The following is a 24,742-nucleotide window of genomic DNA, read 5'->3' on the forward strand; positions in this document are numbered from 1 at the left end:
CACGTAAGGCAGGGAGCCGGGGAGAAACACTCCCCGGCTCCCTGCCAATTCGCCAGACGCGTGCGCGCCCGACGCTCGTCTACTTCTACGTACTACCCGCGGCCGAGCGCGCTGGGCATCTCGCTGCGCCATTCTGCCGGGGCTTCGGCCGCCGGCGCGGCGGGCAGGTTTCCCTTGCCGTCCGGCTCAGGGATCGCCGACAGCAGGGCTTGGGTGTACGGGTGCACCGGGTCATTCCAGATGTGGTGCGACACGCCCGACTCCACAATTTTTCCGCGATACATCACGACGGTGCGGTCGGCGATCAACCGGACGATCGCGAGGTCGTGCGAGATGAAGAGGAGCCCGGCTCCGGCATCGAGGGCGAGCCGACGCATCATGTCGGCGACCGAGGCCTGGCTCGACGCGTCGAGCGCCGAGATGGGCTCGTCGGCGACGAGCAGGTCCGGGCGCGCCGCGAGGGCGCGGGCGATGGCGACGCGCTGGCGTTGACCGCCGGAGAGTTCTGACGGATAGCGCCCCACCATCGAGGTCGTTAGTCCGACCCGCTCCAGCCACTCTTCGGGCACCGAACCGGCCTCGCCACGGGCCAGGGCTGTGGTGATGCCCTCGCTGATCTGCTGGCCGACGCGCACGCGCGGGTTCAACGAGGAGTTGGGGTCCTGGAACACCATCTGAATCGAGGTGAACTGTTTGTCCCGACGGCGCACACCGAGCAGTGGCACCGTGCTCCCCCGGTAGCTGACGCTGCCGGAACGCGGCTTCTCCATGCCGACGACGGCGCGGGCCAGGCTGGATTTTCCGCATCCACTCTCACCGACGAGGGCGAGAACCTCACCGGGTTCGATCGAGAGGGAGACGTCGTCGACGGCCCGCACGACCTGCGTGCCGTGATACTCGACCACGAGGTTCGTGACGTTCAGCAGTGCGCTCATCGGGCATCCTCTTCACGTGCGGCCACGATCAGATCGCGGCTCGATGGACCCTCCTGTGCTCCGGGCAGGGAGTCCAGGAGTTCGCGGGTATAGGCGTGTTCCGGCGATCCGAAGATCTGCGCTCTCGGGCCGGACTCGACGATCGCCCCGTGGCGCATGACCGCGACGTCGTCGGCGATCGCGCTCATCACACCGAGATCATGAGTGACGAGCAGAACCGCGAGGTTGCGCTCGAGTGCGAGGTCTTTCAGCAGGTGCAGAATGCCGGCCTGCACCGTCACGTCGAGCGCGGTGGTCGGCTCGTCGGCAAGCAGCACGACCGGGTCGCAGGCCAGTGCGATCGCGATGGCGATGCGCTGCCGTTGCCCGCCAGAGAACTGGTGCGGGTAGCGCCGCAGCGCTTCCTCGGGACTCGGCACGCGCACGCGGGTGAGCAACTCGACTGCCCGAGCCCTGGCATCCGCCGCGTTCAAGCCGAGGTGCCGGCGCACATGGTCGGTGAGTTGCGCGCCGACCATGATCTGCGGGTGCAGGCTCGACGACGGGTCTTGAAAGATCATCGCGATGCGACGGCCACGGATGTTGTTCAGAGCCCGGCGGCCCATCCCAATCAGTTCAGTGCCATCGAGTTCGATCGACCCGCCCACGACGGCGTTCGCCGGCAGCAAGCCGAGGATCGCCAGGGACGAGACGGTCTTACCCGAGCCGGATTCCCCGGCCAGGCCCTGAATGCGTCCGGGAATCAGGTCGAAACTGATTCCCGTGACGATCGGTTTGGGGCTCTTCTTCGCACCGATGGCGATCGTGAGGTCGCGCACCCGCAGAACGGGGGCCGGGGTGATTCTTTCAGCGGTGAGTGTTGCGGTCATGATCAGACTCCTGTCCGGCCGAGCTGCGACGTCGGATCGAAAATGTCACGCAACGAGTCGCCGATGAAGTTGAACGCCATCACGACGGTGAGAATGGCCAGGCCGGGGAAGACGCCGATCCACCAGCTGTCGAAGTTCGCCATCGCGGCCGAGATCATCGATCCCCACTCCGGGGTCGGCGGCTGAGCACCGAGCCCGAGGAACGACAGTCCGGAGAGCAGCAGGATCGCCGTTCCGATGTCGAGGCTCGCGAGCACGAGGATCGGGCCGACCACGTTCGGGGCGATGTCGACCCGGAGTGTTTTGCCGGGCGAGAAGCCGAGCAGGCGGCCGGCCATCACGTAGTTCTGGCTGCGGAGGCCCAGCACGATGCTGCGCGTCATGCGGGCGTACTGCGGCCAGGAGACGACGAACGCGGCGATCACGGCGTTGAACAACGACGGGCCGAGTGCCGCAGCGACGACCATGGCGAGGATGACGGTGGGAAATGCCATCACCAGGTCGGTGATGCGCATGAGCACCTCGTCGACCCATTTGCCGAAGTAGCCGGCGATCGCCCCGATGAGGGTGCCGACGACCATCGAGAGCACCACGAGCAGCAGCGCGAGCGGGATCGTGACGCTTGCGCCGGTCATCAACCGGGAGAAGATGTCGCGACCCAGGGCATCCGTGCCCATGATCGTGTCGATTCCCGGCGCCTGCAGGCGCGGAAGGTCCTGCGCGAGCGGATTGAACGGAACCCAGAGCGGAGCCGTGAAGGCGACGACGACCCAGAACAGTCCGACGACGAGGCCGATGATGCCGAGCGGCGTCACCCAGGCTTTCGGAACGCGGTACCAGCGGCGCCTCATGCGAGTCTCACTCTCGGGTCGAGCACGCCGTAGAGCAGGTCAACGGCGAAGTTGATGGCCAGGTAGATGAAGCCGACGACAAGTCCGACGCCCATCACGCCGGGCAGGTCGAGGCTGGTTGCCGAGTTGAAGGCGTAGGTGCCGAGGCCCGGCCAGGCGAACACTGCCTCGACCAGAACGGTGCCGGAGAGCAGGGAGCCGAAAGCAAGCCCGACGATGGTCAGGATCGGCAGTGAGGCTCCGCGCAGCACATAGCCGAAAAGCATCCTCGAGCCGCTGAGGCCCTTGGCCCGGCCGGCCCTGATGTAGTCGGCGTCGAGCACCTCCAGCACCGAGGTGCGCACGAAGCGGGTCAGCAGACCGATGGTGAACAGTGACAGCACGAAGACCGGCAGCATGAGGTGCGCCAGGGCATCCATGAAGGTGGTCCACTGACCGGCCAGCAGCGCGTCGACCGTGTACAGCCCGGTCACCGTGGGCGGCGGGCTGAGGATTGGCGAGAGTCGGCCGGAACCGGGTGCGATGCGCAACTGCAGAAAGAAGAAATTGAAGCTGACCAGCGCCATCCAAAACGTCGGGATGCTCAGGCCGATCAACGAGAGCACGCGCACGAGCTGATCGCTAATCTTGCCTCGACGGTAGGCGGCGATCGAGCCGAGGGTCACGCCGAGCGCGAGGCTGACGATGATCGCACCGATCGCCACTTCGAACGTGGCCGGCAGCGCTTTCTGCAGGTCGGTCGCGACGGGCTGGCCGGTGCGGAGCGACACGCCCATGTTGCCCTGGAACAGATTGGCCAGGTAGGTGAAGTACTGCACGGGCAGCGGCTGGTCGAGTCCGTGCTTGGCGATGTACGCCTCGACGGTGGCGGGGTTGCTCGCTGCGCCCTCACCGAGAGCAGCCACGATCGGGTTGCCCGGAACGAGGTTCGCGAGAGTGAACGTCACGAGGGTGACGCCGAACAACAGCAGTACAGACATTCCGAGGCGACGAAGCACGTACCCGGCCAGGGCGGACCTGGCCGGGGACGTGCGGGTCGCGCGGGTGGTGTTTCCCACGCTGATGGTTCCTTCTACTTAGCTTGCAGCTCGGCGATGTCCATCGTCCACGTCGAGTTGTACGAGACACCCGAGATGAAGTCAGCCGTCGCGATGTTCGAGCCGGGAACGATCAACGGTACGAACGGGCCCTGCTCCTGCAGGCTCTGTGCGAATGCGCTGAACGCGCCGGCACGCTGGTCCATGCTCGTGGCGTTCTCGGCGGCCGCAGCGAGTGCAACGACCGACGGGTTCTGCTCGGCGGTCCAGCCGGCGCGCAGGCCGACCTTGGCGCCCGCAGCGAACGGCAGGAAGTTCGCCGAGTCGGCGTAGTCGGGGCCCCAGAACCAGATGCTGAAGCCTTCGCGTCCGTTGACGTACTCGTCGATCTGCGTGGTGAACGGTGCCGGAGCGAGCTCGATGTTGATTCCGGCCTCAGCCAGCTGAGACTGGACACGCTCGGCCAGCGGGGTGAAGCTCACGCCACCGACCGGGTAGTCGTTCGGGTACTCGAGTGTCACGGTCTCACCGGCATAGCCCGATGCGGCGAGTGCCTTCTTCGAAGCGGCGAGGTCCTGCTTGACGCCATCGGTCAGTGCGCCGAGGAACGACGGCGGGATGACGCCGGTCGCCTGCTCGGAGCCGGCACCGGCGAGCTCGAGCAGCGCGTCATAGTCGAGCGCGTAGCGCACGGCCGAAACGAATTCCGGCTTCGAGGTGACGGGGCTGACGTCGGCGTTCTGGTTCAGCAGCAGGAAGATCGTCTGGGCCGACGGGGTCGAGGTGACGGTGACACCCTTGCCGAGGCCGGCAACCTGGTCACCGCTCAGGTCGATGGCGACCTGGGAGTCTCCACCTTCGAGGTTCATCTTCTGCGTTGCGCTCTCCGAGACGCTGCGAATGACGACCCGTGAGAAGTCGGGGTCCTCTGCACCGTTGTACTTCTCATTTTCGGTGAGCACGACCTGCGACTCGAAGTCGATGGAGTCGATGATGTAGGGGCCTGAACCGGCCGACGTTCCGTTGAGGAACTTCTCGGCGGCATCCGTGTTGTCGGTGGTTCCGCCGTTTTCGATCACGACTTTGGAGTTCAGGATGGCCAGGGACGGGTTGGTCATGAGTGCCGGCAGCTTGAGCGACGGGGTTACCGTGGTCAGCAGGACGGTGTGGTCGTCGACCTTCGTGACCTCGATGCCCTCCATCAAGAAGTTCGCCTTGCTCTCGGTCATGCCCTTGACCCGGTTGAGGGAGAATACAACGTCGTCGGCGGTGACCGGGGTGCCGTCGGAGAAGACGCGGTCGGCGTCGAGCGTGAAGGTGAACTCGGTGGCGTCGTCGTTCTGGGTGTAGCTGGCCAGGCCGTCGACCGGAGTGCTCTCGTCGGAACCCTTGAAGTCGAGGAGGGTCTCATAGACGGCCTTGGAGACCATGTAGCCGGTCGGGACGTAGTTGCGGCCCGGATCGCCGGTCTCGAGGGTGAAAGCCGTGTCGATCACGACGCTCGTCGGTGCTGCTGCGTCGCCGCTCGGTGCACCGGCTGCGCAGCCGGTCAGGGTCAACGCCACGGTCAGGCCGAGGGCCGTCGTGACAATTCGGGTGTTCTTACGCAAGGGGGAACTCCTTCTGTGAACTCAGGGGTTGTAAATCGAGCATCGTTGCCGCGAAAAGCCAGGCTGAGGGGATGCTCCACGCTGCCGTCCGATGAATATGCCTCTGGACGGCTTTGGTTGAGATTTGCACAGATGGCGCTAGTCTGTCCAATCAAAGCCCTAATCGACAGAACTTGTGTCTTGCGCGAAGGAGAAATTCATCAATATGTCTAGCAAAGCAAGCGGTGTCTCTCCTTCGAGTGGACAATCGCCGCTGCCCCTCGACGAGACCAATCTGCGAATTCTTGCTGAACTCCGGGAAAACGGCCGAATTTCGATGGCCGCACTGGCCGAACGAGTGAATGTTTCGCGCGCGAACGTCTACACGCGGGTCGAACAGATGATTGACGAGGGTGTCATCACCGGCTTCACCGCGCAGGTCGATCCGGCCAAGGCCGGCCTCGGCATCTGCTCGCTCGTGTTCCTCTCCATTCATCCGCAGATGTGGAGCTCGTTCCGCAGCCGGATCGAGCAGATGACGGCTGTCGAGTCGTGCCGGATCACCACCGGCGAGCACGACGTCATGCTGCTGGTTCGGGCCAATGAGGTCGGTGCGATCCACGACTTCGTCATCGGCACCCTGGCGGCGCTGCCCGAGGTCAAATCGGTCGAGACGGTACTCGTTCTCGACGAGATCTTCGATCGGCCGTTTCTTCTCCCCAGCGACCTGCCCCCACGAGAACCCGCGGCAGCCCAGATCGGACTCACCCGGTTCACCCGCGTGGATCCGAGCAGGCAGGGTCTCGGCCGGTAGAGCCCCCGGCCGGGCGGGCCCCGGCCGGGTGCGGCTCAGTCAGCCGGGCTCAGGCTCAGGAAACCTGAACGCAGACGCTGTACCCGGGCACGCCGTCAAGCACGAAGTCCTCCACCAATTCGAGGCGCCCGTCCTCTCGCGTCTGCACGCGGGTGCTGCTGTCGCCGAGCAGGGTGGCGTCGCTGGCGACGACATGGTGCACGAAGTACTCATCAAGCACGCCGTCGCGATAGCGCCCGACGCAGTGCCCGGTCGTGACCGTGTCGCCGCGATACGTGCCCCAGACGATGCCGGCTGCCTCGCGGAATTCGAAACGGGTCGGATTCTCGCTCACGACACTCGCCGTCGTGCTCTCGAGGAGAAACGCGGCTCCATCGATCATCGGGAAACCCTCGCTCGCAACCGAGACGAGGTCCCGGTCGGTGGAGTCGCTGGCGGCGGGGGCTTCGATGCAGACGCTCGTGTGCAGCTCGCCGTCCTTCTCGAAGGTCTCGAAGAGACGCAGAGCGCCGTCTTCGGTCCGCTGCAGTTCGCTGGTGGCCGTGCCCAGCACAATCTCTGGGCCGCCACTGAGGCGGTGGGCGAAGCAGATGGTGATGGTGTCGCCGTCACGGCGTCCGACAAAGCGTCCGACGCTGACGGTGTCGCCCACATAGTCGCCCCAGACCATCTGCCCGTCCTGCCGGTAGTGAAAGCGGGTGGGGGCCGAGTCGGCGACCTCGCTTCCGGTCGAGGACGTCATGACGAATTCAATTCCGTCGATCGAGGTGGGAATGGCGAGAGTTGTCTGTTCAGCGGTCACGGTGTCGAGTATGGCGGAACCCCGGTCTGTATAGAAACAGGTCGAAATCAGTCCAGATGATCTTGAAATCATGGTGAATTCTGCGACTTTTGCCCACCCTTTCTCTGCATGCAGATACAAAACGTCTTGACGGCCTGTTTACGCTCCTATTCTGATTCCTCCCCGTACGCCGGTAGAGTTGCCGACACGATCCGCTCTGGAAGGCCCGCTCATCAACCGCCCGCACCTCGCTCCCCTCGCTGCCGCAGCCCTCGTACTCGGCGGCTCGCTGAGCATCCAGGTGTCTGCAGCACTCGCCTCAGAGTTGTTCGACAGCGTTGGAACGCTGGGCGTCAGTGGGCTGCGGATGGCGATTGCCGCGGCTGTGCTGCTCGTCGTCTTCCGGCCCCGTCTGCGCGGGCGAAGCACCACTGCCTGGCTCGGCATCGTTCTCTACGGAGTCGCGATGGCCGCGATGAACGTGCTCTTCTACAACGCTCTCGTGCACCTCCCACTCGGCATCGCCGTCACTTTGGAGTTCCTCGGCCCGCTCGCCGTTGCGGTATTTGCCACACGGCTGCGCTGGGAAGCGCTTTTACCCGTCGCGACGCTGATCGGCGTGGCACTCGTCAGCAATCCGTCGGGCGGCATGACCTGGATCGGGCTCGCGTTCGGTCTGGGCGCTGCCGTCGCTTTCGGCGGATACACCGTGCTCGCCGGTCGTGTCGGGGAAAGCTCGGACGGGCTGGACGGACTCACCCTATCCGTCATGGTCGGTGCCGTCCTGCTGGCGCCCTTCTCGATTGAGGCACTCCCCCGGGTCGACGGCCAGGCCTGGCTGATTCTCGCCGCCTCCGGGCTCATCGGAGTGGCCCTGGCGTTCAGCCTCGATTTCATCGCGGTACGGGTGACGTCGCCGCGCCTGGTCGGCACCCTGTTCGCGATCGACCCGGTGATGGGCGCGGTCATCGGCGCCGTTCTGCTCGGCCAGGTGCTGACCGCATCCGTGGTCATCGGGATCCTGCTCGTGGTGGTGTCCGGCGGCGTCGTCATTTGGCTGGCCGGCAAGGCGCAATCGAAGTCGCTCTCACTGCCCGCGGTCGCCGCACCCGAACAAGCCTGAGGCGACCCGGGTGCGCCGCGCGCGTTGGAAACCGTCACGCGCGTTGAGCTCAGCGCGCGCCGCGGTTTTCGACCCGCGCGGCTCATAGCTCAGGCTGACACACACCCGTGCGGCCACCCGACGCCTCAGCGGGCGACGGGCGTGAGAGCTCGCCGACGATGCCACTCCGCCCGCGCCGCCATGAGCCCGACCGCCGCGACGGCTCCCGCCACGTACCCGGTGGCCGTCACGAACGGCGTCAGCACCAGCAATGCCAACGGCAGCAGCACCCCGACAGGCGCCCAGCGCAGCACGTCGCGCAGCCGCTCGCGGTAGCGCAACGCGATCAGGGCATTCGTGCCGTAGAACAGCGCGATGCCGCCGGACACCGCGGCCGCTGCCCCCGGTGAAATTGGTTCCAGCGGATCGGCCACGGCGGTGCCGAGCCCCGCAGCCAACAGCACGATCGAACTGACGAGCAGGAACGGCAGATACATCACCGTGTCACGGAGAGCGCCGATGTTTCCCGCGGCGTGCAGGCGCCGCCAGCTGCGCTCGGCGCTGTCGGCACTGTAGGTGAAGAACGCCCAGGCCAGCAACGCGATGGCGGCGAACGCGAGGAGTGCGGTGAGCCCGGATGCGACGCTCCAGCTGGCACTCCACTCGGCGAAGACCGCGAGCACTGATTCCCCGAACACGATGACGACGAAGAGTCCGACGCGCTCGGTCACGTGGTCGATGTTCAGCGCTTGACGCAACCAAGACGATTCACGACCGAGAAACGCGAGCAACACCACTTCGATCCCGATGGCTATCGCCCAGAGCAGATAGCGCCCGGGCGGTGGCACGACGGCCGACACCGCCCAGAGCACGGCCGTGACGCCGCAGTACAGCACCGGCCGATACCAGGCGACGCCGTTTCGACGCCCCTGCGTCCACCAGGCGAAGAACAGCATCAGTCGCAGAATGGCGTTGCCGAGGGCATAGGCCCAGGCCCGGTCGCCGAGCCCGCCGATACTGGCCGCCGCCATCATCCCGACGGCGAACATCGCCACGCTGACCATCAGCCAGATTTTTCCGGTCACGCGTTCGCCGAACAGGTTGAGGGTGAGCATCACGTTGACCCACGCCCACCAGGCAGGGAAGAACAAGACGGCGAAAGTCAGAAACTGCAGCGGATGCGGGTCGCCATGCACTCCGAGGGCGAGCTGGCCGACGAACGCCACCATCACCAGATCGAAGAACAGCTCCAACCAGTTCGCCCGGCGGGGCGTGCGCGCGGTGGACTCGGACTCCGCACCCGCGGCATCCGCGCCCCCGTTTGGCTCTTCGGCTGTGGCCACGGCGCCAGCGTAGTCCGCGTTCCCGTGCCGCGCGCACGACAAAGCCCCGCCTGCCTGTCTGTGACGACGCGGAAGCGGGGCTTTGAACTGCTCTACCTACTTCTTGGCGTAGGCGGGTGCGACCTCGTTGTGAGCGTCGCCGACCCGGTAGACCCGGATGTCGTTGGTCGATCCGATGATTCCGGGAGGGGATCCGGAGATCACCACAACCTTGTCACCGACCTCGGCCAGGCCTTCGCCCAGCAGGATCGTGTCGACCTGAGCGAACATCGCGTCGGTGTGCGTGACGCGGTCGACGAGGTACGTCTGCACGCCCCAGGTCAGCGCCAGACGACGACGGATGCCGGGCTCCGGCGTGAAGGCGATCATCGGGATCTGCGAGCGGATGCGCGCCATGCGACGCACGGAGTCGCCGGACTCCGTGAAGATGCACACGTACTTCGCGTCGACGAACTGGGCGACCTCGCTGGCGGCGAGAGTGATCGCACCACCCTGCGTGCGCGGCTTGACGGTCAGCGGCTGGATGCGCTCCAGGCCGTGCACCTCGGTCGAGTCGACGATGCGCGCCATGGTCTGCACGGTGACGACCGGGTATTCGCCCACGCTCGTCTCACCACTCAGCATCACGGCGTCGGCGCCATCGAGCACGGCGTTGGCCACGTCGGAGGTTTCGGCGCGCGTCGGCACGGGGCTGTGAATCATCGATTCGAGCATTTGCGTGGCAACGATGACCGGCTTCGCCATGCGGCGAGCGATCTCGACGGCGCGCTTCTGCACGATCGGCACGGCTTCGAGCGGAAGCTCGACGCCCAGGTCGCCACGGGCGACCATGATTGCGTCGAAGGCGTCGATGATCTCTTCGAGGTTGTCGACAGCCTGCGGCTTCTCGATCTTGGCGATGACCGGAACGCGGCGGCCTTCTTCGTCCATGATCTCGTGAACGCGCTTGATGTCGGCGGCGTCACGCACGAACGACAGCGCGATCAGGTCGGCGCCGAGCTTCATGCCCCAACGCAGGTCGTCTTCGTCCTTCTCCGACAGAGCGGGAACGTTGACGGCAACGCCGGGCAGGTTGATGCCCTTGTTGTTCGAGACCGGGCCGGCGACGATCACCTTGGTGGTGACGACGACGCCATCCGTTTCGACAACCTGGACCTTGACCTTGCCGTCATCGATCAGCAGGAAGTCGCCGGGGTTCACGTCCTGGGGCAGGCCCTTGAACGTGGTGCCGCAGATCTGCTGGTTGCCCAGGATGTCTTCGGTGGTGATCTTGAAGATGTCATCGACAGCGAGGTCGTAGGGTCCGCCTTCGAACTTACCGAGGCGGATCTTCGGGCCCTGCAGGTCAACCATCACGGCGATGGCACGACCGGAGTCATTGGCTGCCTTGCGCACGTTGGCGTAGACGCCTTCGTGGACCGCATAAGTGCCGTGGCTGAGGTTCATGCGGCATACGTCGACGCCGGCATCGATGATCGCCCGAATCTGCTCGTAGCTCGATGCTGCCGGCCCGAGGGTGGCAACGATTTTCGCGCGTCTCATTCTGGTAATTCTCCGTTTTCCGCGCCCTGTCGGCGCATTTCTTGCGGGTAATGAAAGAGTGTTAGATCGAAATCGGTCGGTCGGTCGGCTTGACCGGCGAGGGAAGTCGAGTGCTGCCGACGAGATACTCGTCGACGGCTGCCGCTGCAGCGCGGCCTTCAGCAATGGCCCAGACGATCAGTGACTGGCCACGTCCGGCGTCACCAGCCACGAAGACTCCTTCACGACTGGTTTGGTAATCACCGGCACGTTCGACATTACCGCGCAGATCGAACGGAATCTGCAGCTGAGCAGACAGATCGTCTGATTCAGGTCCGGTGAAGCCGAGCGCCAGCAGCACCAGATCCGCGGGAATCTCCCGTTCAGTGCCCGCTTTCGGCACACGACGGCCATCCATGTACTCGGTTTCGGCGACTCGAATCGCACGAACTTCGCCGACCTCATTGGCCAGGAATTCAACCGTCGACGCGAGGAACTGGCGTGTCCCGCCCTCTTCGTGTGCGCTTTGCACCTCGAACAGGGTCGGCGACATCGGCCAGGGCTGGTTGCTCGGGCGTTCGTGGCCCGGCTGGGTTCCGATCGCCAGGTTGGTGACGGATGCGGCGAGCTGACGGTGCGCAGTTCCGATGCAGTCTGCTCCGGTGTCGCCGCCGCCGAGAACGACGACGTGCTTGCCTTCCGCGGTGATCTGCGCGTGCACACTGTCGCCGGCGCCGACCTTGTTCTGCTGCACGAGGTATTCCATCGCGAAGTGAACGCCGGCCAGGTCGCGGCCGGGAATCGGCAGGTCTCGCGGCACGAGGGCGCCCGTGGCGATCACGACCGCGTCGTAGCGGGCACGCAGGTCATCCCAGGTGATGTCGACACCGATGTTCACGCCGGCACGGAACCGGGTTCCTTCGGCAGCCATCTGGGCGAGGCGGCCTTCCAGGTGCTTCTTCTCCATTTTGAAGTCGGGGATGCCGTACCGCAGCAGTCCGCCGATCCGGTCGTCGCGCTCGAACACGGCGACGGTGTGCCCGGCCCGGGTCAGCTGCTGGGCGGCCGCGAGGCCGGCCGGCCCGGAACCGACCACGGCGACCGTCTTGCCGCTCAGGCGTCCGGGCGGCTGGGGGGTGACCCATCCGTTGGCGAAGGCCTGGTCGATGATCGAGACCTCGACCTGCTTGATCGTGACGGCGGGCTGGTTGATGCTGAGCACGCACGCCGATTCACACGGTGCCGGGCAGAGCCGGCCGGTGAATTCGGGAAAGTTGTTCGTGGCGTGCAGGCGCTCGATGGCCTGGGCGCCCTCGTCCCGCCAGGTGAGGTCGTTCCATTCGGGAATCAGGTTGCCGAGTGGGCAACCCTGGTGACAGAACGGAACACCGCAGTCCATGCACCGGCCGGCTTGACGCTTCAGAACAGCGGCGTCGCCCTGCTCGTACACCTCTTTCCAGTCCATCAAACGCACGGATACCGGGCGACGGGCGGGAAGTTCACGCTCCGTCGTCTTCAGGAATCCCTTCGGGTCAGCCATTGGTTACCTCCAAGATGCGGTTCCAGACGATGTCGCCATCGGGGTCGAGGCCTTCGTCGAGCGCCTGTTGGCGGGTCGACAGCACGGCGGCGTAGTCACGCGGCAGCACCTTGACGAAGGTCGACATGGTGGTGTCGAGGTCGGCCAGCAGGCGTGCGGCAAGCGCCGACTCTGTCAGGTCGCGGTGTTGTTCGAGCAGGTCGCGCACGATTTCACGATCGGCACTTCCGAGCTCCTGCAGTTCGAGCTCGCCGGAGTCGAGCGACTGCCGGTTGACGTTCTCGGTGCGGAGGCCATAGACATACGCGGTGCCACCGGACATGCCGGCGCCGAGGTTGCGCCCGGTTCCGCCGAGGATCAGGGCGAGACCGCCGGTCATGTATTCGAGGGCGTGGTCTCCGACCCCTTCGACGACGGCCGTCGCACCGGAGTTGCGCACCAGGAAGCGTTCACCGACGATGCCGCGGATGAACATGCTGCCCTGGGTGGCGCCGTACCCGATGACGTTGCCGGCGATGACGTTGCGTTCGGCCGGGAAGACGCTGTTGCGGTCGGGGCGCACGGTGATCGAACCACCGGAGAGCCCCTTGCCGACGTAGTCGTTCGAGTCGCCCTCGAGGTGCAGGGTGATTCCGCTCGGCAGGAACGCACCGAAGGACTGCCCGGCGCTTCCTGTCAGCGTCACGCTGATCGAGTCGGCGGGCAGGCCGTTGGCGCCGTGACGGAGGGTGACTTCGTGGCCGAGCATGGTGCCGACGGCGCGCTCGGTGTTGCGAATCGGCAGTGCGATGTTGATCTGACCGCCGTGTTCGAGAACTCCGGCGCTCTGGCGGATCAGCTCGTTGTCGAAGTGAGCCTCGAGTTCGTGGTCCTGCGGACGCGAGAACTGGCGGGGTTCTGAGTCGGAGAAGTCCGGGCCGATCAGGATGGGAGACAGGTCGAGACCGGAGGCCTTCCAGTGTTCGATCGCGCCGTTCATGTTGAGCATTTCGCGGTGCCCGATGGCCTGCTCGAGACTCGTGAAGCCGAGTTCGGCGAGGTATTCGCGCACCTCCTGGGCGATGAACTCGAAGAAGTTCACGACGTGGTCGGCCTGACCCGTGAAGCGCTTCCGCAGTTCCGGATTCTGGGTGGCGACGCCGACCGGGCAGGTGTCCAGGTGGCAGACCCGCATCATGATGCAGCCCTCGACGATCAGCGGCGCCGTGGCGAAGCCGAACTCTTCTGCGCCGAGGAGCGCGCCGATGATCACGTCGCGGCCGGTCTTCAACTGGCCGTCGACCTGCACGACAACGCGGTCACGCATCCCGTTCAGCATCAGCGTCTGCTGGGTCTCGGCCAGGCCGAGCTCCCACGGGGTGCCGGCGTGCTTCAGCGAGTTGACCGGGCTGGCGCCGGTTCCGCCGTCGTGGCCCGACACCAGGATCACGTCGGAGAGCGCCTTGGCGACGCCAGCGGCCACCGCACCGATACCCGACTGGCTGACCAGTTTGGTGTGGATGCGCGCCTTCGGGTTGGCTCGCTTGAGGTCGAAGATCAGCTGCTTGAGGTCTTCGATCGAGTAGATGTCGTGGTGCGGGGGCGGCGAGATGAGGCCGACGCCGGCCGTGGCGTGACGGGTGCGCGCCACCCAGGGGTACACCTTGGTCGGCGGCAGCTGGCCGCCCTCACCGGGCTTGGCGCCCTGGGCGAGTTTGATCTGGATGTCGTCGGCGTGGGTGAGGTACATGCTCGTGACACCGAACCGGCCGGAGGCGACCTGTTTGACCGCACTGCGACGCTCGGGGTCGAGCAGGCGCTCGAGGTCTTCGCCGCCCTCACCGGTGTTCGACTTGCCGCCGAGCCGGTTCATGGCGATGGCGAGTGTCTCGTGGGCCTCCTGCGAGATGGAGCCGTAGCTCATCGCACCGGTGGAGAACCGCTTGACGATCGAGGCGACAGACTCGACGTCATCGAGCGGCACCGGCTTGCGGGCGCCGGGGTTGAGCCCGAACAGTCCGCGCAGAGTCATCAACTCGGCCGCCTGGTCGTCGACGAGCTTCGTGTATTCACGGAAGATGTCGTAGCGACGCGTGCGGGTCGAGTGCTGAAGCCTGAAGATGGTGTCCGGGTTGAACAGGTGGGGCGGTCCCCCGCGGCGCCACTGGTACTCGCCGCCGGTGTTCAACCGTTCGTGGGCGGTGATCGCGGTGTCTTCCGGGTAGGCCGCGGTGTGGCGGTCGAGGTTCTCGGCCGCGATCACGTCGATGCCGATGCCGCCGAGCTTGCTCGTCGTTCCGGTGAAGTAGCGTGCGACGAAGTCCTGGTCGAGGCCGATCGCCTCGAAGGCCTGCGCGCCGGCGTACGACGACACCGTCGAGATGCCCATCTTCGACATGATCTTCAGCACACCCTTGCCGAGTGCCTTGATCAGGTTGTACACGGCCTTCTCGGGCGTCACGTTGGTGATCGCACCGCTGCGCACGAGGTTCTCGCAGGTTTCCATCGCGAGATACGGGTTGACGGCGGAGGCGCCGTAGCCGATCAACAGCGCCACGTGGTGCACTTCGCGCACGTCGCCGGCTTCGACGACGATGCCGACCTTCATCCGGTTCTCGGTGCGGATCAGGTGGTGGTGCACGGCGGCGATGAGCAGCAGCGACGGGACGGGGGCGAGGTCCTTGTTCGAGTCCCGGTCGGAGAGCACCAGAAAGTGGGCTCCCGCGTCGATCGCTTCATCGACCTCAGCGCAGATCGCGGTGATGCGGTTTTCGAGTGCGTCCGGCCCCTCATCGAAACGGTAGAGACCGCGGATGGTGGACGTCAGCCGGCTGCCCGGTCGCGGGTCGATGTGCTGGATCTTCGCGAGCTCATCATTGTCGATGACCGGAAAGTCGAGCACGACCTGGCGGGCGTGCTCCGCACCGGCCGAGAGCAGGTTGCGCTCCGGGCCGAGGGCGAGCTTGAGCGAGGTGACGACCTCTTCGCGGATCGAGTCGAGCGGCGGGTTCGTGACCTGGGCGAACTGCTGGGTGAAGTAGTCGAACAGCAGGCGCGGGCGCTCGGCGAGAACGGCGATCGGCGTGTCGGTGCCCATGGCGCCGAGAGGCTCCGCACCGGTGCGGGCCATCGGCGTGAGCAGCAATCGCACTTCTTCTTCGGTGTACCCGAAGGTGCGCTGACGCCGCACGACGGATGCCGGCGGGTGCACGATGTGCTCGCGCTCCGGCAGGTCCTTCAGGTTGATGCGTCCGGCATCCAGCCATTCGCCCCACGGCTCGCTCGCCGAGAGTTCGGCCTTGATCTCTTCGTCTTCGATCAGACGACCGGCGACGGTGTCGACGAGGAACATCTTGCCGGGACGCAGACGTCCCTTGCGCACGACGCGGCTCGGATCGATGTCGAGGACACCGATCTCGCTGGCGAGCACGACGAGGCCGTCGTCGGTGATCAGGTAGCGGCCGGGGCGAAGCCCGTTGCGGTCGAGGGTCGCGCCGACGAGGGAACCGTCGGTGAAGACGATCGCGGCCGGGCCGTCCCACGGCTCCATCAGCATCGAGTGGTACTCGTAGAAGTCGCGGCGCTCGGCCTCGAGGTCCGGCTGGTTCTCCCAGGCTTCCGGCACCATCATCATCACCGCGTGCGGCAGCGACCGGCCGGAGAGGCTGAGCAGTTCGACGACCTCATCGAAGGAGGCGGAGTCGCTGGCGCCGGGAGTGACGATCGGCAGCAGCGGGGCGAGTTCGCCGAGCAGCTCTGATTCGAGCTGCGACTGGCGGGCGCGCATCCAGTTGCGGTTGCCCTGCACGGTGTTGATCTCACCGTTGTGGGCGATCATCCGAAACGGCTGCGCGAGCGGCCACGACGGGAACGTGTTGGTCGAGTAGCGGGAGTGCACGAGCGCCAATTTCGACGCGAACCGCGGGTCGGACAGGTCGGGGTAGAAGGGTTCGAGCTGCAGCGTGGTGACCATGCCCTTGTAGACCATGGTGCGACAGGACAGCGAGGCGAAGTACACCTCGAGCTCCCGCTCGGCGCGCTTCCGCAGTCGCCAGGTCTGGCGGTCGAGGGCAATGCCGCCGACCAAGGCACCGGTCTCGGTCAGGAGCGTGCTCTGCACATACAACTGCTGGATGGCCGGCATGGCGGCCCGTGCCAGGTTGCCGACCTCGTCGGGCCGGACCGGCACCTCGCGCCAGCCGAGAACCGCGAGGCTCTCGGCGGCGGCGATCGCCGCAATCGACCGCTTGATGGCGCTCCGCGCCGTCGGGTCGGTCGGCAGGAACACGTTCCCGACCGCGTAGCGTCCGGGAGCCGGCAGGGTGAAGTCGACGACGTCCCGCAAGAACGCGTCGGGAATCTGGGTGACGATTCCCGCCCCGTCGCCCGTGCCCGCATCCGAACCGACAGCACCGCGGTGCTCCAGGTTGCGCAGAGCGTCGAGGGCCAACGTGATGATGTCGTGCCCCGCGGTGCCGCGCAATGTGGCGACCATCGCGAGCCCGCAGGCGTCACGCTCCTCAGCCGGATCGTAGAGTCCCTGCGGTTCCGGCATTGTGCCAAACCGCGAGAAGGGAGGCTTGACTGCCATGAAACCGTCCTCACATGCAAAGTGATAGCGAGGGACGACGCTGGCCCGCTAGGGGAAGAGAGACGCCACCAGATCGACCGGGTAACGGGCCGTGATCAGGGGGGTGGTGACGGGATCTCTCAGTTCGAGACGCTTCTGCTTGTGGCCGCGTGCTCCGCCGATCCGGTGGAATCAGAGGCTTCATTGCCGCCGCCATCTACTTCGGACTCGGTGTCGTCAGATTCTACATCAGCATCGGGAGCGCTCCACTCACGACCGGGCACGTAGGGGCTCAATTCGATCCCGGTGTGCTCCCGGTTCTGAATGATGATGATCAAAAGACCGATCAGAATCGCCAACAGGGCTGCCCAGACATTTGTGCGGATTCCGAAGAAAATCTCGCTTGGGTCGAGGCGAATCGACTCAAAATAGGTGCGACCCAGTCCATACCAGATGAGATAGACGCCAAACGCTTTGCCCCAACGGAGGGTGAATTTGCGCTCCAGGTAGAGCAGAACGGCGACGCCGAGCAAGTTCCAAATAATTTCGTAGAGGAACGTCGGAGTGAACAAAGTTCCGGCCGGAAGACCCGCCGGGAACGCCGGATTCGTCGACTCGATCTGCAGACCCCAGGGCAGGGTGGTCGGCTGGCCGAAGAGTTCGTGGTTGAACCAGTTGCCGAGGCGACCCATCGCCTGGGCGACGAGCATGCCGGGCGCGAGAGCGTCAGCGAACGACCAGAAGCGGATGCCCGTCATCCGGCATCCGATGAACGCACCGACGGCGCCACCGAGCAGCGCACCGAAGATGGCGTTGCCGCCCTCCCAGATGTAGAGCGTGCGCAGCAGATCGGCGCCGGGGTAGAAGTAGTCCCCCGGGTGGGTGAGCACGTGGTAGATGCGTGCGCCGACGATTCCGAGCGGCACCGCCCACAGAATGATGTCGAGCACGATGCCCGGCTCAGCCCCACGCTTGGTCAGGCGGCGAGAGGTCATCACGGTGGCGACGATGATGCCGGCGAGAATGCACAGCGCGTAGGCGTGAATCCTGAACGGTCCGAGGTCGAAATAGCTCCAGTCGGGGCTGGGGATGCTCAGGGGAAACGACACCTCGGTACTACCTTTCACGTCGTGACGCGAGTCACTTTCAGCGCCCAATCGAGCGCCTCGGTCAACTTATCTTAGTTTTCAGACTGCGGAGGCTCAGCACCACCGCGGGTGGCTAGAGTGCGCGGGTACCGGCAGCGAGCTGGGCGGCGAGGGTGCCGAGCGCGTCGATACCCCCATCGGTGAGTGCCTTCACCAGGGCGGAGCCGACGATCGCGCCGTCGGCGTAGCCCAGGATCTCGCGCACCTGGTCGGGGGTTGAGACACCGATACCGACGCAGGCGCTGGTCGAACCGGCCAGACGCAGCCGTTCGATGAGCACACGTGCCGCAGCGTCGACATCCGCGCGTGCACCGGTGATGCCCATGGTCGAGACCGCGTAGACGAAGCCACGGCTGGCCTCGACGGCCTGCTTGATCCGGGCGTCGGATGACGAGGGCGCGGCCAGGAAGACGCGGTCGAGACCGGTGCGCTCACTGGCGGCGAGCCAGGCGTCGGCCTCATCGGGGATGAGGTCCGGCGTGATCAACCCGGCTCCACCGGCCGCGGCCAGGTCGTCGGCGAACCGGTCGACGCCGTACTGCAGCACGGGATTCCAGTAGGTCATCAGCAGAATCGGCGCCGAAACCTGCGCAGTGATCGCCGACACCGCTTCGAAAGCGTGGTGCAGCCGGAAGCCGTCGGCCAATGCGCGCTGAGTGGCGACCTGGATGACCGGGCCGTCCATGACGGGGTCGGAGTAGGGGACGCCGAGTTCGATGACGTCCACGCCGTTCTCGACCAGGGCGACGGCAGCATCGATGCTCTCCCCCAGGCTCGGGAAGCCGACGGGGAGGTAGCCGATCAGCGCGCCGGAGCCCGCCTCACGCCGTGCCGCGATGGTGCGCTCGACGGTGCTGGTCGAACCGGTGCTGGTCGAACCGGTGCTCTGCTTCTGTTCGGTCACGACTGTTCCGCACCTTCGTCGAGCAGATCGAAGTATCGACCCGCGGTCTCCATGTCTTTGTCGCCACGACCGCTGAGGTTCACCAGGATCGTCGCGTCGGGGCCGAGGCGCTTGCCGAGTTCCAGCGTGCCGGCGAGGGCGTGCGAGGACTCAATGGCCGGGATGATGCCTTCGGTGCGGCTGAGCAGGCGGAGGGCGTGCATCGCCTCATCGTCGGTGACGGGTAGGTAGGTGGCACGACCGATGCTGGCCAGCCACGCGTGCTCCGGGCCGACACCCGGGTAGTCCAGACCGGCAGAAATCGAGTGCGACTCCAACGTCTGGCCGTCGGCATCCTGCAGCATGAGGCTGCGGGCGCCGTGCAGCACACCGGGGCTTCCTTTGGTGATCGTTGCCGCGTGACGGGGCGTCTCAGCACCCTCGCCGGCAGCTTCATAGCCGTAGAGTGCGACGTCGGCGTCGTCGAGGAACGCGTGGAAGATGCCCATCGCATTCGACCCGCCGCCGACGCAGGCGGTCACTGCATCGGGGAGACGACCGGTGAGATCGAGAACCTGCTGGCGCGCCTCTTCACCGATGATCTTCTGAAAGTCGCGCACCATGGCGGGGAACGGGTGCGGGCCGGCCACAGTTCCGAAGATGTAGTTGGTGGTCTCCACGTTGGTGACCCAGTCACGCATCGCTTCGTTGATCGCGTCTTTCAGGGTGCGGGAGCCCGCGGTGACGGGGATCACTTCAGCGCCGAGCAGACGCATCCGGGCCACGTTGAGAGCCTGACGCTCGGTGTCGACCTCGCCCATGTAGACGACGCAGTCGAGACCGAACAGGGCGGCGGCGGTCGCGGTGGCGACGCCGTGCTGACCTGCACCGGTTTCGGCGATGACTCTGGTCTTGCCGATGCGCTTGGTGAGCAGGGCCTGGCCGAGCACATTGTTGATCTTGTGCGAACCGGTGTGGTTCAAGTCTTCACGCTTGAGGATGATGCGTGCCCCGCCGGCGTGCGCGGCGAACCGCGGCACCTCGGTGATGATCGACGGGCGACCGGTGTAGGTCTTGTGCAGCTCCATCAGCTCAGCGGCGAACGAGGGGTCTTGCTTCGCCAGTTCGTACTCAGCGGTGAGCTCGTCGAGCGCGGCGACGAGCGATTCCGGCACCCACCGCCCGCCGAACTCGCCGAAGTACGGGCCGGATTCAGTACGTAGGGACATTTAGACCGCCAGAAACTCGGAAAGGGTACGGAGGGGATCGCTGGTCACGAGGGCTTCGCCGACCAGAACGACGTCGGCGCCTGCTACCCGGTAGTGGGCGACATCCGCCGCCGTCTTGACGGCGGACTCAGCCACTTTCACCACACCGGAGGGGATGGAGCCGGACAAACGGCCGAAGAGTTCGGTGTCGAGCTCGAAGGTCGCCAGGTCGCGGGCGTTCACGCCGACGAGCCGGGCATCGATGTCGATGGCTCGGCTGACCTCATCGGCACTGTGGGTTTCAACCAGCGCGGTCATGCCGAGCTCGTTGATGAGGCTGTGCAGCGACGCCAGGGTGCTCTGGTCGAGCGCCGCGACGATCAAGAGTACGAGGTCTGCACCGGCGGCCCGCGCTTCGAAGACCTGGTACGCGTTGCCGATGAAGTCTTTGCGCAGCACGGGGATGCGTACCGCTGCCTTCACCTGCTCAAGGTCGGCGAGCGAGCCCTTGAACTTGCGGCCTTCGGTGAGCACGCTGATCGCGCTGGCTCCGCCGGACTCGTAGTTGAGGGCGAGTGCCGCTGGATCGACGATGTCGGCCAGGGCACCGCGCGACGGGCTGGCCCGCTTCACTTCGGCGATGATCTTCACCCGGTCGGCCGGAGCCAGAACGGCCAGCGCGTCGAGTGCGGGCACCCGCAGAAGTGCAGCCTGTTCGACAACGGCGAGTGAACTCACCGCTTCACGTGCTTCGGCGTCGGCGAGTGAGCCGGCCAGAAGGTCGGTCAGCAGGTCGGTCGCCACGAAACTAGTGGTTCGCCGGAGCAGAGTCTGCGACGCCGTAGCCGACCTTCGACATGACGTAGCCGACAATGAGTCCGACGACGAGGAGACCGGCCGACGCCCATACCAGCCACGCCATCTCCAGGAAGAACGCGACGGTTCCAATGGTGAAGGCGAGAAGCATGATGATGACGGCGGTCCATGCTGCCGGCGAATGGCCGTGACCGGGGTCGATGGACTCGATGCTCATACTGCTCCTTGAAGTGTGTTGATGTTCATGCCAAGTCTAGCGGGTTGGGTCTTCGCCACGACTCAGGTCGTCCCAGTCGCCGATTGAGTCGCCGGAGCTGGTGCTGCGGTCGGTTTTCGTGTCGGGGCGGGCGGATGCGGCCGGCCCCGAGCCGTCGCCGCTGCCGTCAGTCGTGCCGTCGGTCGAAATGTCGGTCGACTCGTCAGCGCCGGCGACCGGCTCCAACCGGGTCGCCTGAAAACGACTCGTCGCCCCGGGCCAGCGTGATGAGGTGACGAGAACCGCGACACCGGCGGCGACCATGATGACCGCCGCGATGAGGGCCAGATACGGCCACAATGTCAGGCTCGTGGTCACGACGCCGTCGCCGGCGTGCTTGCCGGCCACGCCGGTCAGCTTGGTGATGGCGCCTGCGCTCGCGCCGGCCGGATCGCTCACCGCGCCATACGCCGCGATGCCCACCGAGACGCCGAGGAGCACCTCGAGAACGCCGAGAACAATGCGGATGATCGGCCCGGCAATGGTGAGTGCGCCGCCGAGGGCGAGTCCGGCCAGTGCCAGGGCCGTCAGGGCCGGGGCTGCGATTGCACCGTCGATCTCGAGCTGTTGGGCGCCGCCGGAGTGACTGAAAATGGTGGTTGTCACCCAGGTCTGCGTCCAGGCCAGCAGAGCGAGTCCGCTGCCGAGCAGAATTGCGACGATGATGAGCAGTTTGATGCGGGAGGCGGCTGCCCTGGCCTGCTTCTGAGCCGGCGTTCCGGCCGGTGACTGTGTCATCTAGAACACCCGCGCCATCTGGTTCGCCACGGCGACCGCGCGCAGCGGCGCCGCGGCTTTGTTCTGCGACTCTTGATACTCGGACGCCGGGTCGGAGTCGGCGACCAGCCCGCCGCCGGCCTGCACGCGCGCCACCCCGTTGATGATCGTCGCCGTGCGGATCGCAATGGCCAGGTCGGCATCACCGGCGAAGCCGAAGTATCCGACAACTCCCCCGTAGACGCCGCGCTGGGCGGGCTCGAGGGCGTCGATGATCTCCAGCGCCCGTGGCTTCGGTGCTCCGGAGAGAGTACCGGCCGGGAACGTCGCCCGGAAGACATCGATGGCGCTCTTGTCGGGGAGCAGATCGCCCTCGACCGACGAGACGAGGTGCATGATGTGGCTGAATCGTTCGACGCGCATGAATTCGGTCACCTCGACCGATCCTGCCGCACAGACCTTGAGCAGGTCGTTGCGGGCGAGGTCGACGAGCATCAGGTGCTCGGCCTTCTCTTTGGCGTCGCCGGTGAGCTCCACCTCGAAGTCCGCGTCGGCATCCGGAGTCGCACCGCGCGGCTTGGAGCCGGCGATCGGGTGAGTGAAAACGCGACCGTTTTGCACCTTGACGAGCGCCTCGGGTGACGAGCCGACAATCCAGTACGGCTCACCGGCCGGTGACTCGAGGCTGAGCAGATACATGTACGGGCTCGGGTTCAGGCTGCGGAGCACCCGGTAGACGTCGATCGGGTGCGCCGTGCACTCCTGATCGAAGCGCTGCGAGATGACGACCTGAAAGATGTCGCCGTCGACGATGTGCTGCTTCGCCGTGTCGACCGACGCCAGAAAATCGGCCCGCTCCGTGCGGTTGGTCGGCGAGGGCAGCGTCGAGAGGTCGATCGTCGACACCCAGGCTTCGGACGGAGCCGCCAGACGCGCCTGCAGGCTGTCGAGACGGGCCTGCGCGTCGTTCCAGAGGGCATCCGCAGAGTCGACGCCGTCGTTCAGAACGTTGGCGATCAGCTGCACGGTGCCGAATTTGTGGTCGAGCACGACGAGGTCGGCGACGAAGCTGAAAGCCTGCCCCGGCACGTCATAGTCGGCCGGCGGCTGGTCGGGAAGATTCTCGATCTGACGGATGGCTTCCCAGCCGATGAAGCCGACGAGGCCGCCGGTCAGCGGCGGGTGTTCGGGCAGCCGCGGGGTCTGCCAGGCCGCGTAGAGGTGGGCGAGCGCGGCAAGCGGGCCGAGGGTGATGGCGTCGCCGAGAGCACGTTCGGCCGAGAGGCCGTAGTCGAGCCACTCGCTCGTGTCACCAGTCTGGGTGAGCACGCCGAACGAGGAGACGCCGACGAAGGAAAAGCGCGACCAGATCCCGCCCTGCTCGGCCGACTCGAGCAGGAAGCTGCCCGGGGCGCCGTTGGCGAGTTTGCGATAGATGCCGACCGGCGTCTCGCCGTCGGCGAAAAGCTCGCGAACAACCGGGATCACCCGGTGTTCGCTCACCAGTGCGGTGAACTGGTCATGGCGCGTGGTTCCGGCTGTCGCGGCGATCAATTTCGGATCCTTTACTCGTGCGAGATCAGTGGCGTGGTATCCGGCCGGTGGCCGGGGGTGGCGGCGAGGTCGCGACCGTCGAAACAGGTGCGCGTGCCGGTGTGGCACGCGACTCCGACTTGGTCGACCTGCACCAGCAGGGTGTCGTTGTCGCAGTCGAGCGCCGCGGCGTGCACGTACTGCGCGTGGCCGGACGTGTCGCCCTTGCGCCAGTATTCTTGGCGGCTGCGCGACCAGAAGGTGACCCGGCCCTCACGGAGCGTGCGGCGGAGCGCCTCGCGGTCCATCCAGCCGAGCATGAGCACCTCATGGGTGTCGTATTGCTGGATGACGGCAGGGATCAGACCGTCTGAATTGAACACCGCAGCGTCCAGAGCCGTCTCGACGGCCGCCGTGTTGTCGTTGTTCGTTGTCATCAGCGCACCAGCATTCCTGAGTCGGCCAGCTCACGTTTGACGTCGCCGATGGTGAGTTCGCGGCTGTGGAACACGGAGGCGGCGAGCACGGCGTCGGCACCGGCGCGAATGGCCGGCGGGAAGTCTTCGACCCGTCCGGCGCCGCCGGAGGCGATCACCGGAACCGTGCTGATGGCGTGCATCAGGCTGATCAGCTCGGTGTCGAAGCCGGCCTTGGTGCCGTCGGCATCGATGGAGTTGACCAGCAGCTCCCCCGCGCCCAGTTCGATCGCGGTTCTTGCCCAGGCGAGCGCGTCGAGGTCGGTCTCGGTGCGGCCGCCGTGGGTGGTCACGACGAAGCCCGATTCGGTGCGGTCGCTGCGTTTGACATCGAGAGAGAGCACGAGCACCTGCGAGCCGTAGCGGTCGGCGATCTCGCCGATCAACGCCGGGCGCGCGATTGCCGCACTGTTCAGGCCGATCTTGTCTGCGCCGTGCCCCTGCAGCTTCGCGACGTCTTCGACGCTGCGGATGCCGCCGCCGACGGTCAGCGGGATGAACACCTGTTCTGCGGTGGCCTGCACCACGTCGTAGGTCGTCGCCCGGTTGTCGACCGTTGCCGTGACATCGAGAAAGGTCAGTTCGTCGGCACCCTGCTCGTAGTAGAGCCGGGCCAGTTCGACCGGATCGCCTGCGTCGCGCAGGTTCTCAAAGTTCACGCCTTTGACGACGCGGCCGTTTGCCACATCGAGGCAGGGAATCACGCGCACCGCGAGAGTCATGACCGGTACTCCTTCGCCGTTTCGCAGCTCGTCGAATCACTCAGGGTCAGAT

General features: G+C 65.9%; 21 protein-coding genes. 2 read left to right on the forward strand and 19 right to left on the reverse strand.

Annotated elements, in window-relative coordinates:
* Nucleotides 1-92 precede the first annotated feature (92 nt).
* The 5 genes from AB4Y63_RS04705 to AB4Y63_RS04725 are packed head-to-tail and all read right to left on the reverse strand — an operon-like array spanning nt 93 to nt 5,302.
* Nucleotides 93-935 (reverse strand): ABC transporter ATP-binding protein, encoded by an 843-nt coding sequence (locus tag AB4Y63_RS04705; RefSeq protein ID WP_441789879.1) that lies wholly within the window; start codon nt 933-935, stop codon nt 93-95.
* Nucleotides 932-1,804 carry an ABC transporter ATP-binding protein gene (locus tag AB4Y63_RS04710; RefSeq protein WP_441789880.1) on the reverse strand — a complete coding sequence of 291 codons (873 nt, stop codon included), beginning with the start codon at nt 1,802-1,804 and terminating at the stop codon, nt 932-934. Before AB4Y63_RS04710 ends, AB4Y63_RS04705 begins: the two co-directional genes overlap by 4 nt.
* Nucleotides 1,805-1,806: 2 nt before the next feature.
* Complete coding sequence (locus tag AB4Y63_RS04715) at nt 1,807-2,655, reverse strand: ABC transporter permease (protein WP_441789881.1); 849 nt, start codon at nt 2,653-2,655, stop codon at nt 1,807-1,809.
* Nucleotides 2,652-3,713 (reverse strand): ABC transporter permease, encoded by a 1,062-nt coding sequence (locus tag AB4Y63_RS04720; RefSeq protein WP_441789882.1) that lies wholly within the window; start codon nt 3,711-3,713, stop codon nt 2,652-2,654. Before AB4Y63_RS04720 ends, AB4Y63_RS04715 begins: the two co-directional genes overlap by 4 nt.
* A 14-nt stretch (nt 3,714-3,727) precedes the next feature.
* Nucleotides 3,728-5,302 carry an ABC transporter substrate-binding protein gene (locus AB4Y63_RS04725; RefSeq protein ID WP_441789883.1) on the reverse strand — a complete coding sequence of 525 codons (1,575 nt, stop codon included), beginning with the start codon at nt 5,300-5,302 and terminating at the stop codon, nt 3,728-3,730.
* A 205-nt stretch (nt 5,303-5,507) separates the two neighbouring features.
* Between AB4Y63_RS04725 and AB4Y63_RS04730 the strand changes: the two genes are divergently transcribed.
* Complete coding sequence (locus AB4Y63_RS04730; protein WP_441789884.1) at nt 5,508-6,095, forward strand: Lrp/AsnC family transcriptional regulator; 588 nt, start codon at nt 5,508-5,510, stop codon at nt 6,093-6,095.
* A gap of 55 nt (nt 6,096-6,150) precedes the next feature.
* Here AB4Y63_RS04730 and AB4Y63_RS04735 read toward each other — a convergent pair whose 3' ends face one another.
* On the reverse strand, nt 6,151-6,897 hold the full coding sequence (locus AB4Y63_RS04735; protein WP_441789885.1) for a hypothetical protein: 747 nt from the start codon (nt 6,895-6,897) through the stop codon (nt 6,151-6,153).
* 178 nt (nt 6,898-7,075) lie between these two features.
* On the opposite strand from AB4Y63_RS04735, the gene AB4Y63_RS04740 reads away from it, so the two are divergent.
* A complete protein-coding gene (locus AB4Y63_RS04740) occupies nt 7,076-7,999 on the forward strand; it encodes an EamA family transporter (protein WP_441789886.1) in 924 nt (307 codons plus the stop codon).
* A gap of 125 nt (nt 8,000-8,124) precedes the next feature.
* Here AB4Y63_RS04740 and AB4Y63_RS04745 read toward each other — a convergent pair whose 3' ends face one another.
* The 13 genes from AB4Y63_RS04745 to hisF all read right to left on the reverse strand — a co-directional run bounded on the left by AB4Y63_RS04745 (nt 8,125) and on the right by hisF (nt 24,690).
* On the reverse strand, nt 8,125-9,321 hold the full coding sequence (locus AB4Y63_RS04745) for a low temperature requirement protein A (protein ID WP_441789887.1): 1,197 nt from the start codon (nt 9,319-9,321) through the stop codon (nt 8,125-8,127).
* A 96-nt stretch (nt 9,322-9,417) separates the two neighbouring features.
* Nucleotides 9,418-10,863: a pyruvate kinase gene (pyk, locus tag AB4Y63_RS04750; protein ID WP_441789888.1), complete on the reverse strand. Its 1,446-nt coding sequence runs from the start codon at nt 10,861-10,863 to the stop codon at nt 9,418-9,420.
* Between the two features lie 61 nt (nt 10,864-10,924).
* Nucleotides 10,925-12,382 carry a glutamate synthase subunit beta gene (locus AB4Y63_RS04755; protein WP_441789889.1) on the reverse strand — a complete coding sequence of 486 codons (1,458 nt, stop codon included), beginning with the start codon at nt 12,380-12,382 and terminating at the stop codon, nt 10,925-10,927.
* Nucleotides 12,375-16,952, reverse strand: a complete 4,578-nt coding sequence (gene gltB, locus AB4Y63_RS04760) for a glutamate synthase large subunit (protein ID WP_441789890.1) — start codon at nt 16,950-16,952, stop codon at nt 12,375-12,377. Before gltB ends, AB4Y63_RS04755 begins: the two co-directional genes overlap by 8 nt.
* A gap of 119 nt (nt 16,953-17,071) precedes the next feature.
* On the reverse strand, nt 17,072-18,040 hold the full coding sequence (lgt, locus tag AB4Y63_RS04765) for a prolipoprotein diacylglyceryl transferase (protein WP_441789891.1): 969 nt from the start codon (nt 18,038-18,040) through the stop codon (nt 17,072-17,074).
* 112 nt (nt 18,041-18,152) lie between these two features.
* Nucleotides 18,153-18,983: a tryptophan synthase subunit alpha gene (gene trpA, locus AB4Y63_RS04770; RefSeq protein WP_441789892.1), complete on the reverse strand. Its 831-nt coding sequence runs from the start codon at nt 18,981-18,983 to the stop codon at nt 18,153-18,155.
* Nucleotides 18,980-20,191: a tryptophan synthase subunit beta gene (gene trpB / locus AB4Y63_RS04775; protein ID WP_441789893.1), complete on the reverse strand. Its 1,212-nt coding sequence runs from the start codon at nt 20,189-20,191 to the stop codon at nt 18,980-18,982. Before trpB ends, trpA begins: the two co-directional genes overlap by 4 nt.
* Nucleotides 20,192-20,962 carry an indole-3-glycerol phosphate synthase TrpC gene (gene trpC, locus AB4Y63_RS04780; protein ID WP_441789928.1) on the reverse strand — a complete coding sequence of 257 codons (771 nt, stop codon included), beginning with the start codon at nt 20,960-20,962 and terminating at the stop codon, nt 20,192-20,194.
* A gap of 16 nt (nt 20,963-20,978) precedes the next feature.
* A complete protein-coding gene (locus AB4Y63_RS04785; RefSeq protein WP_441789894.1) occupies nt 20,979-21,203 on the reverse strand; it encodes a DUF6704 family protein in 225 nt (74 codons plus the stop codon).
* Nucleotides 21,204-21,239: 36 nt separating this feature from the next.
* Complete coding sequence (locus AB4Y63_RS04790) at nt 21,240-21,980, reverse strand: Trp biosynthesis-associated membrane protein (RefSeq protein ID WP_441789895.1); 741 nt, start codon at nt 21,978-21,980, stop codon at nt 21,240-21,242.
* A complete protein-coding gene (locus tag AB4Y63_RS04795; RefSeq protein ID WP_441789896.1) occupies nt 21,981-23,513 on the reverse strand; it encodes an anthranilate synthase component I in 1,533 nt (510 codons plus the stop codon).
* An 11-nt stretch (nt 23,514-23,524) separates the two neighbouring features.
* The gene (gene hisI, locus AB4Y63_RS04800; RefSeq protein WP_441789897.1) at nt 23,525-23,929 is read right to left on the reverse strand and encodes a phosphoribosyl-AMP cyclohydrolase; all 405 of its coding nucleotides are present in this window, start codon (nt 23,927-23,929) and stop codon (nt 23,525-23,527) included.
* Nucleotides 23,929-24,690, reverse strand: a complete 762-nt coding sequence (hisF, locus tag AB4Y63_RS04805) for an imidazole glycerol phosphate synthase subunit HisF (RefSeq protein ID WP_441789898.1) — start codon at nt 24,688-24,690, stop codon at nt 23,929-23,931. Before hisF ends, hisI begins: the two co-directional genes overlap by 1 nt.
* Nucleotides 24,691-24,742 lie beyond the last annotated feature (52 nt).

Origin of the sequence: Leifsonia sp. YAF41 (assembly GCF_052113185.1) — a bacterium.
Taxonomy (GTDB): Bacteria; Actinomycetota; Actinomycetes; order Actinomycetales; family Microbacteriaceae; genus Cryobacterium.

Excerpts from the sequence above, each read along its gene's own strand:
- AB4Y63_RS04705 (WP_441789879.1), bottom strand. The coding sequence starts at position 935 with ATGAGCGCACTGCTGAACGTCACGAACCTCGTGGTCGAGTATCACGGC.
- AB4Y63_RS04710 (WP_441789880.1), bottom strand. The coding sequence starts at position 1,804 with ATGACCGCAACACTCACCGCTGAAAGAATCACCCCGGCCCCCGTTCTG.
- AB4Y63_RS04715 (WP_441789881.1), bottom strand. The coding sequence starts at position 2,655 with ATGAGGCGCCGCTGGTACCGCGTTCCGAAAGCCTGGGTGACGCCGCTC.
- AB4Y63_RS04730 (WP_441789884.1), top strand. The coding sequence starts at position 5,508 with ATGTCTAGCAAAGCAAGCGGTGTCTCTCCTTCGAGTGGACAATCGCCG.
- pyk (WP_441789888.1), bottom strand. The coding sequence starts at position 10,863 with ATGAGACGCGCGAAAATCGTTGCCACCCTCGGGCCGGCAGCATCGAGC.
- AB4Y63_RS04755 (WP_441789889.1), bottom strand. The coding sequence starts at position 12,382 with ATGGCTGACCCGAAGGGATTCCTGAAGACGACGGAGCGTGAACTTCCC.
- gltB (WP_441789890.1), bottom strand. The coding sequence starts at position 16,952 with ATGGCAGTCAAGCCTCCCTTCTCGCGGTTTGGCACAATGCCGGAACCG.
- trpB (WP_441789893.1), bottom strand. The coding sequence starts at position 20,191 with ATGTCCCTACGTACTGAATCCGGCCCGTACTTCGGCGAGTTCGGCGGG.
- AB4Y63_RS04785 (WP_441789894.1), bottom strand. The coding sequence starts at position 21,203 with ATGAGCATCGAGTCCATCGACCCCGGTCACGGCCATTCGCCGGCAGCA.
- AB4Y63_RS04790 (WP_441789895.1), bottom strand. The coding sequence starts at position 21,980 with ATGACACAGTCACCGGCCGGAACGCCGGCTCAGAAGCAGGCCAGGGCA.
- hisI (WP_441789897.1), bottom strand. The coding sequence starts at position 23,929 with ATGACAACGAACAACGACAACACGGCGGCCGTCGAGACGGCTCTGGAC.
- hisF (WP_441789898.1), bottom strand. The coding sequence starts at position 24,690 with ATGACTCTCGCGGTGCGCGTGATTCCCTGCCTCGATGTGGCAAACGGC.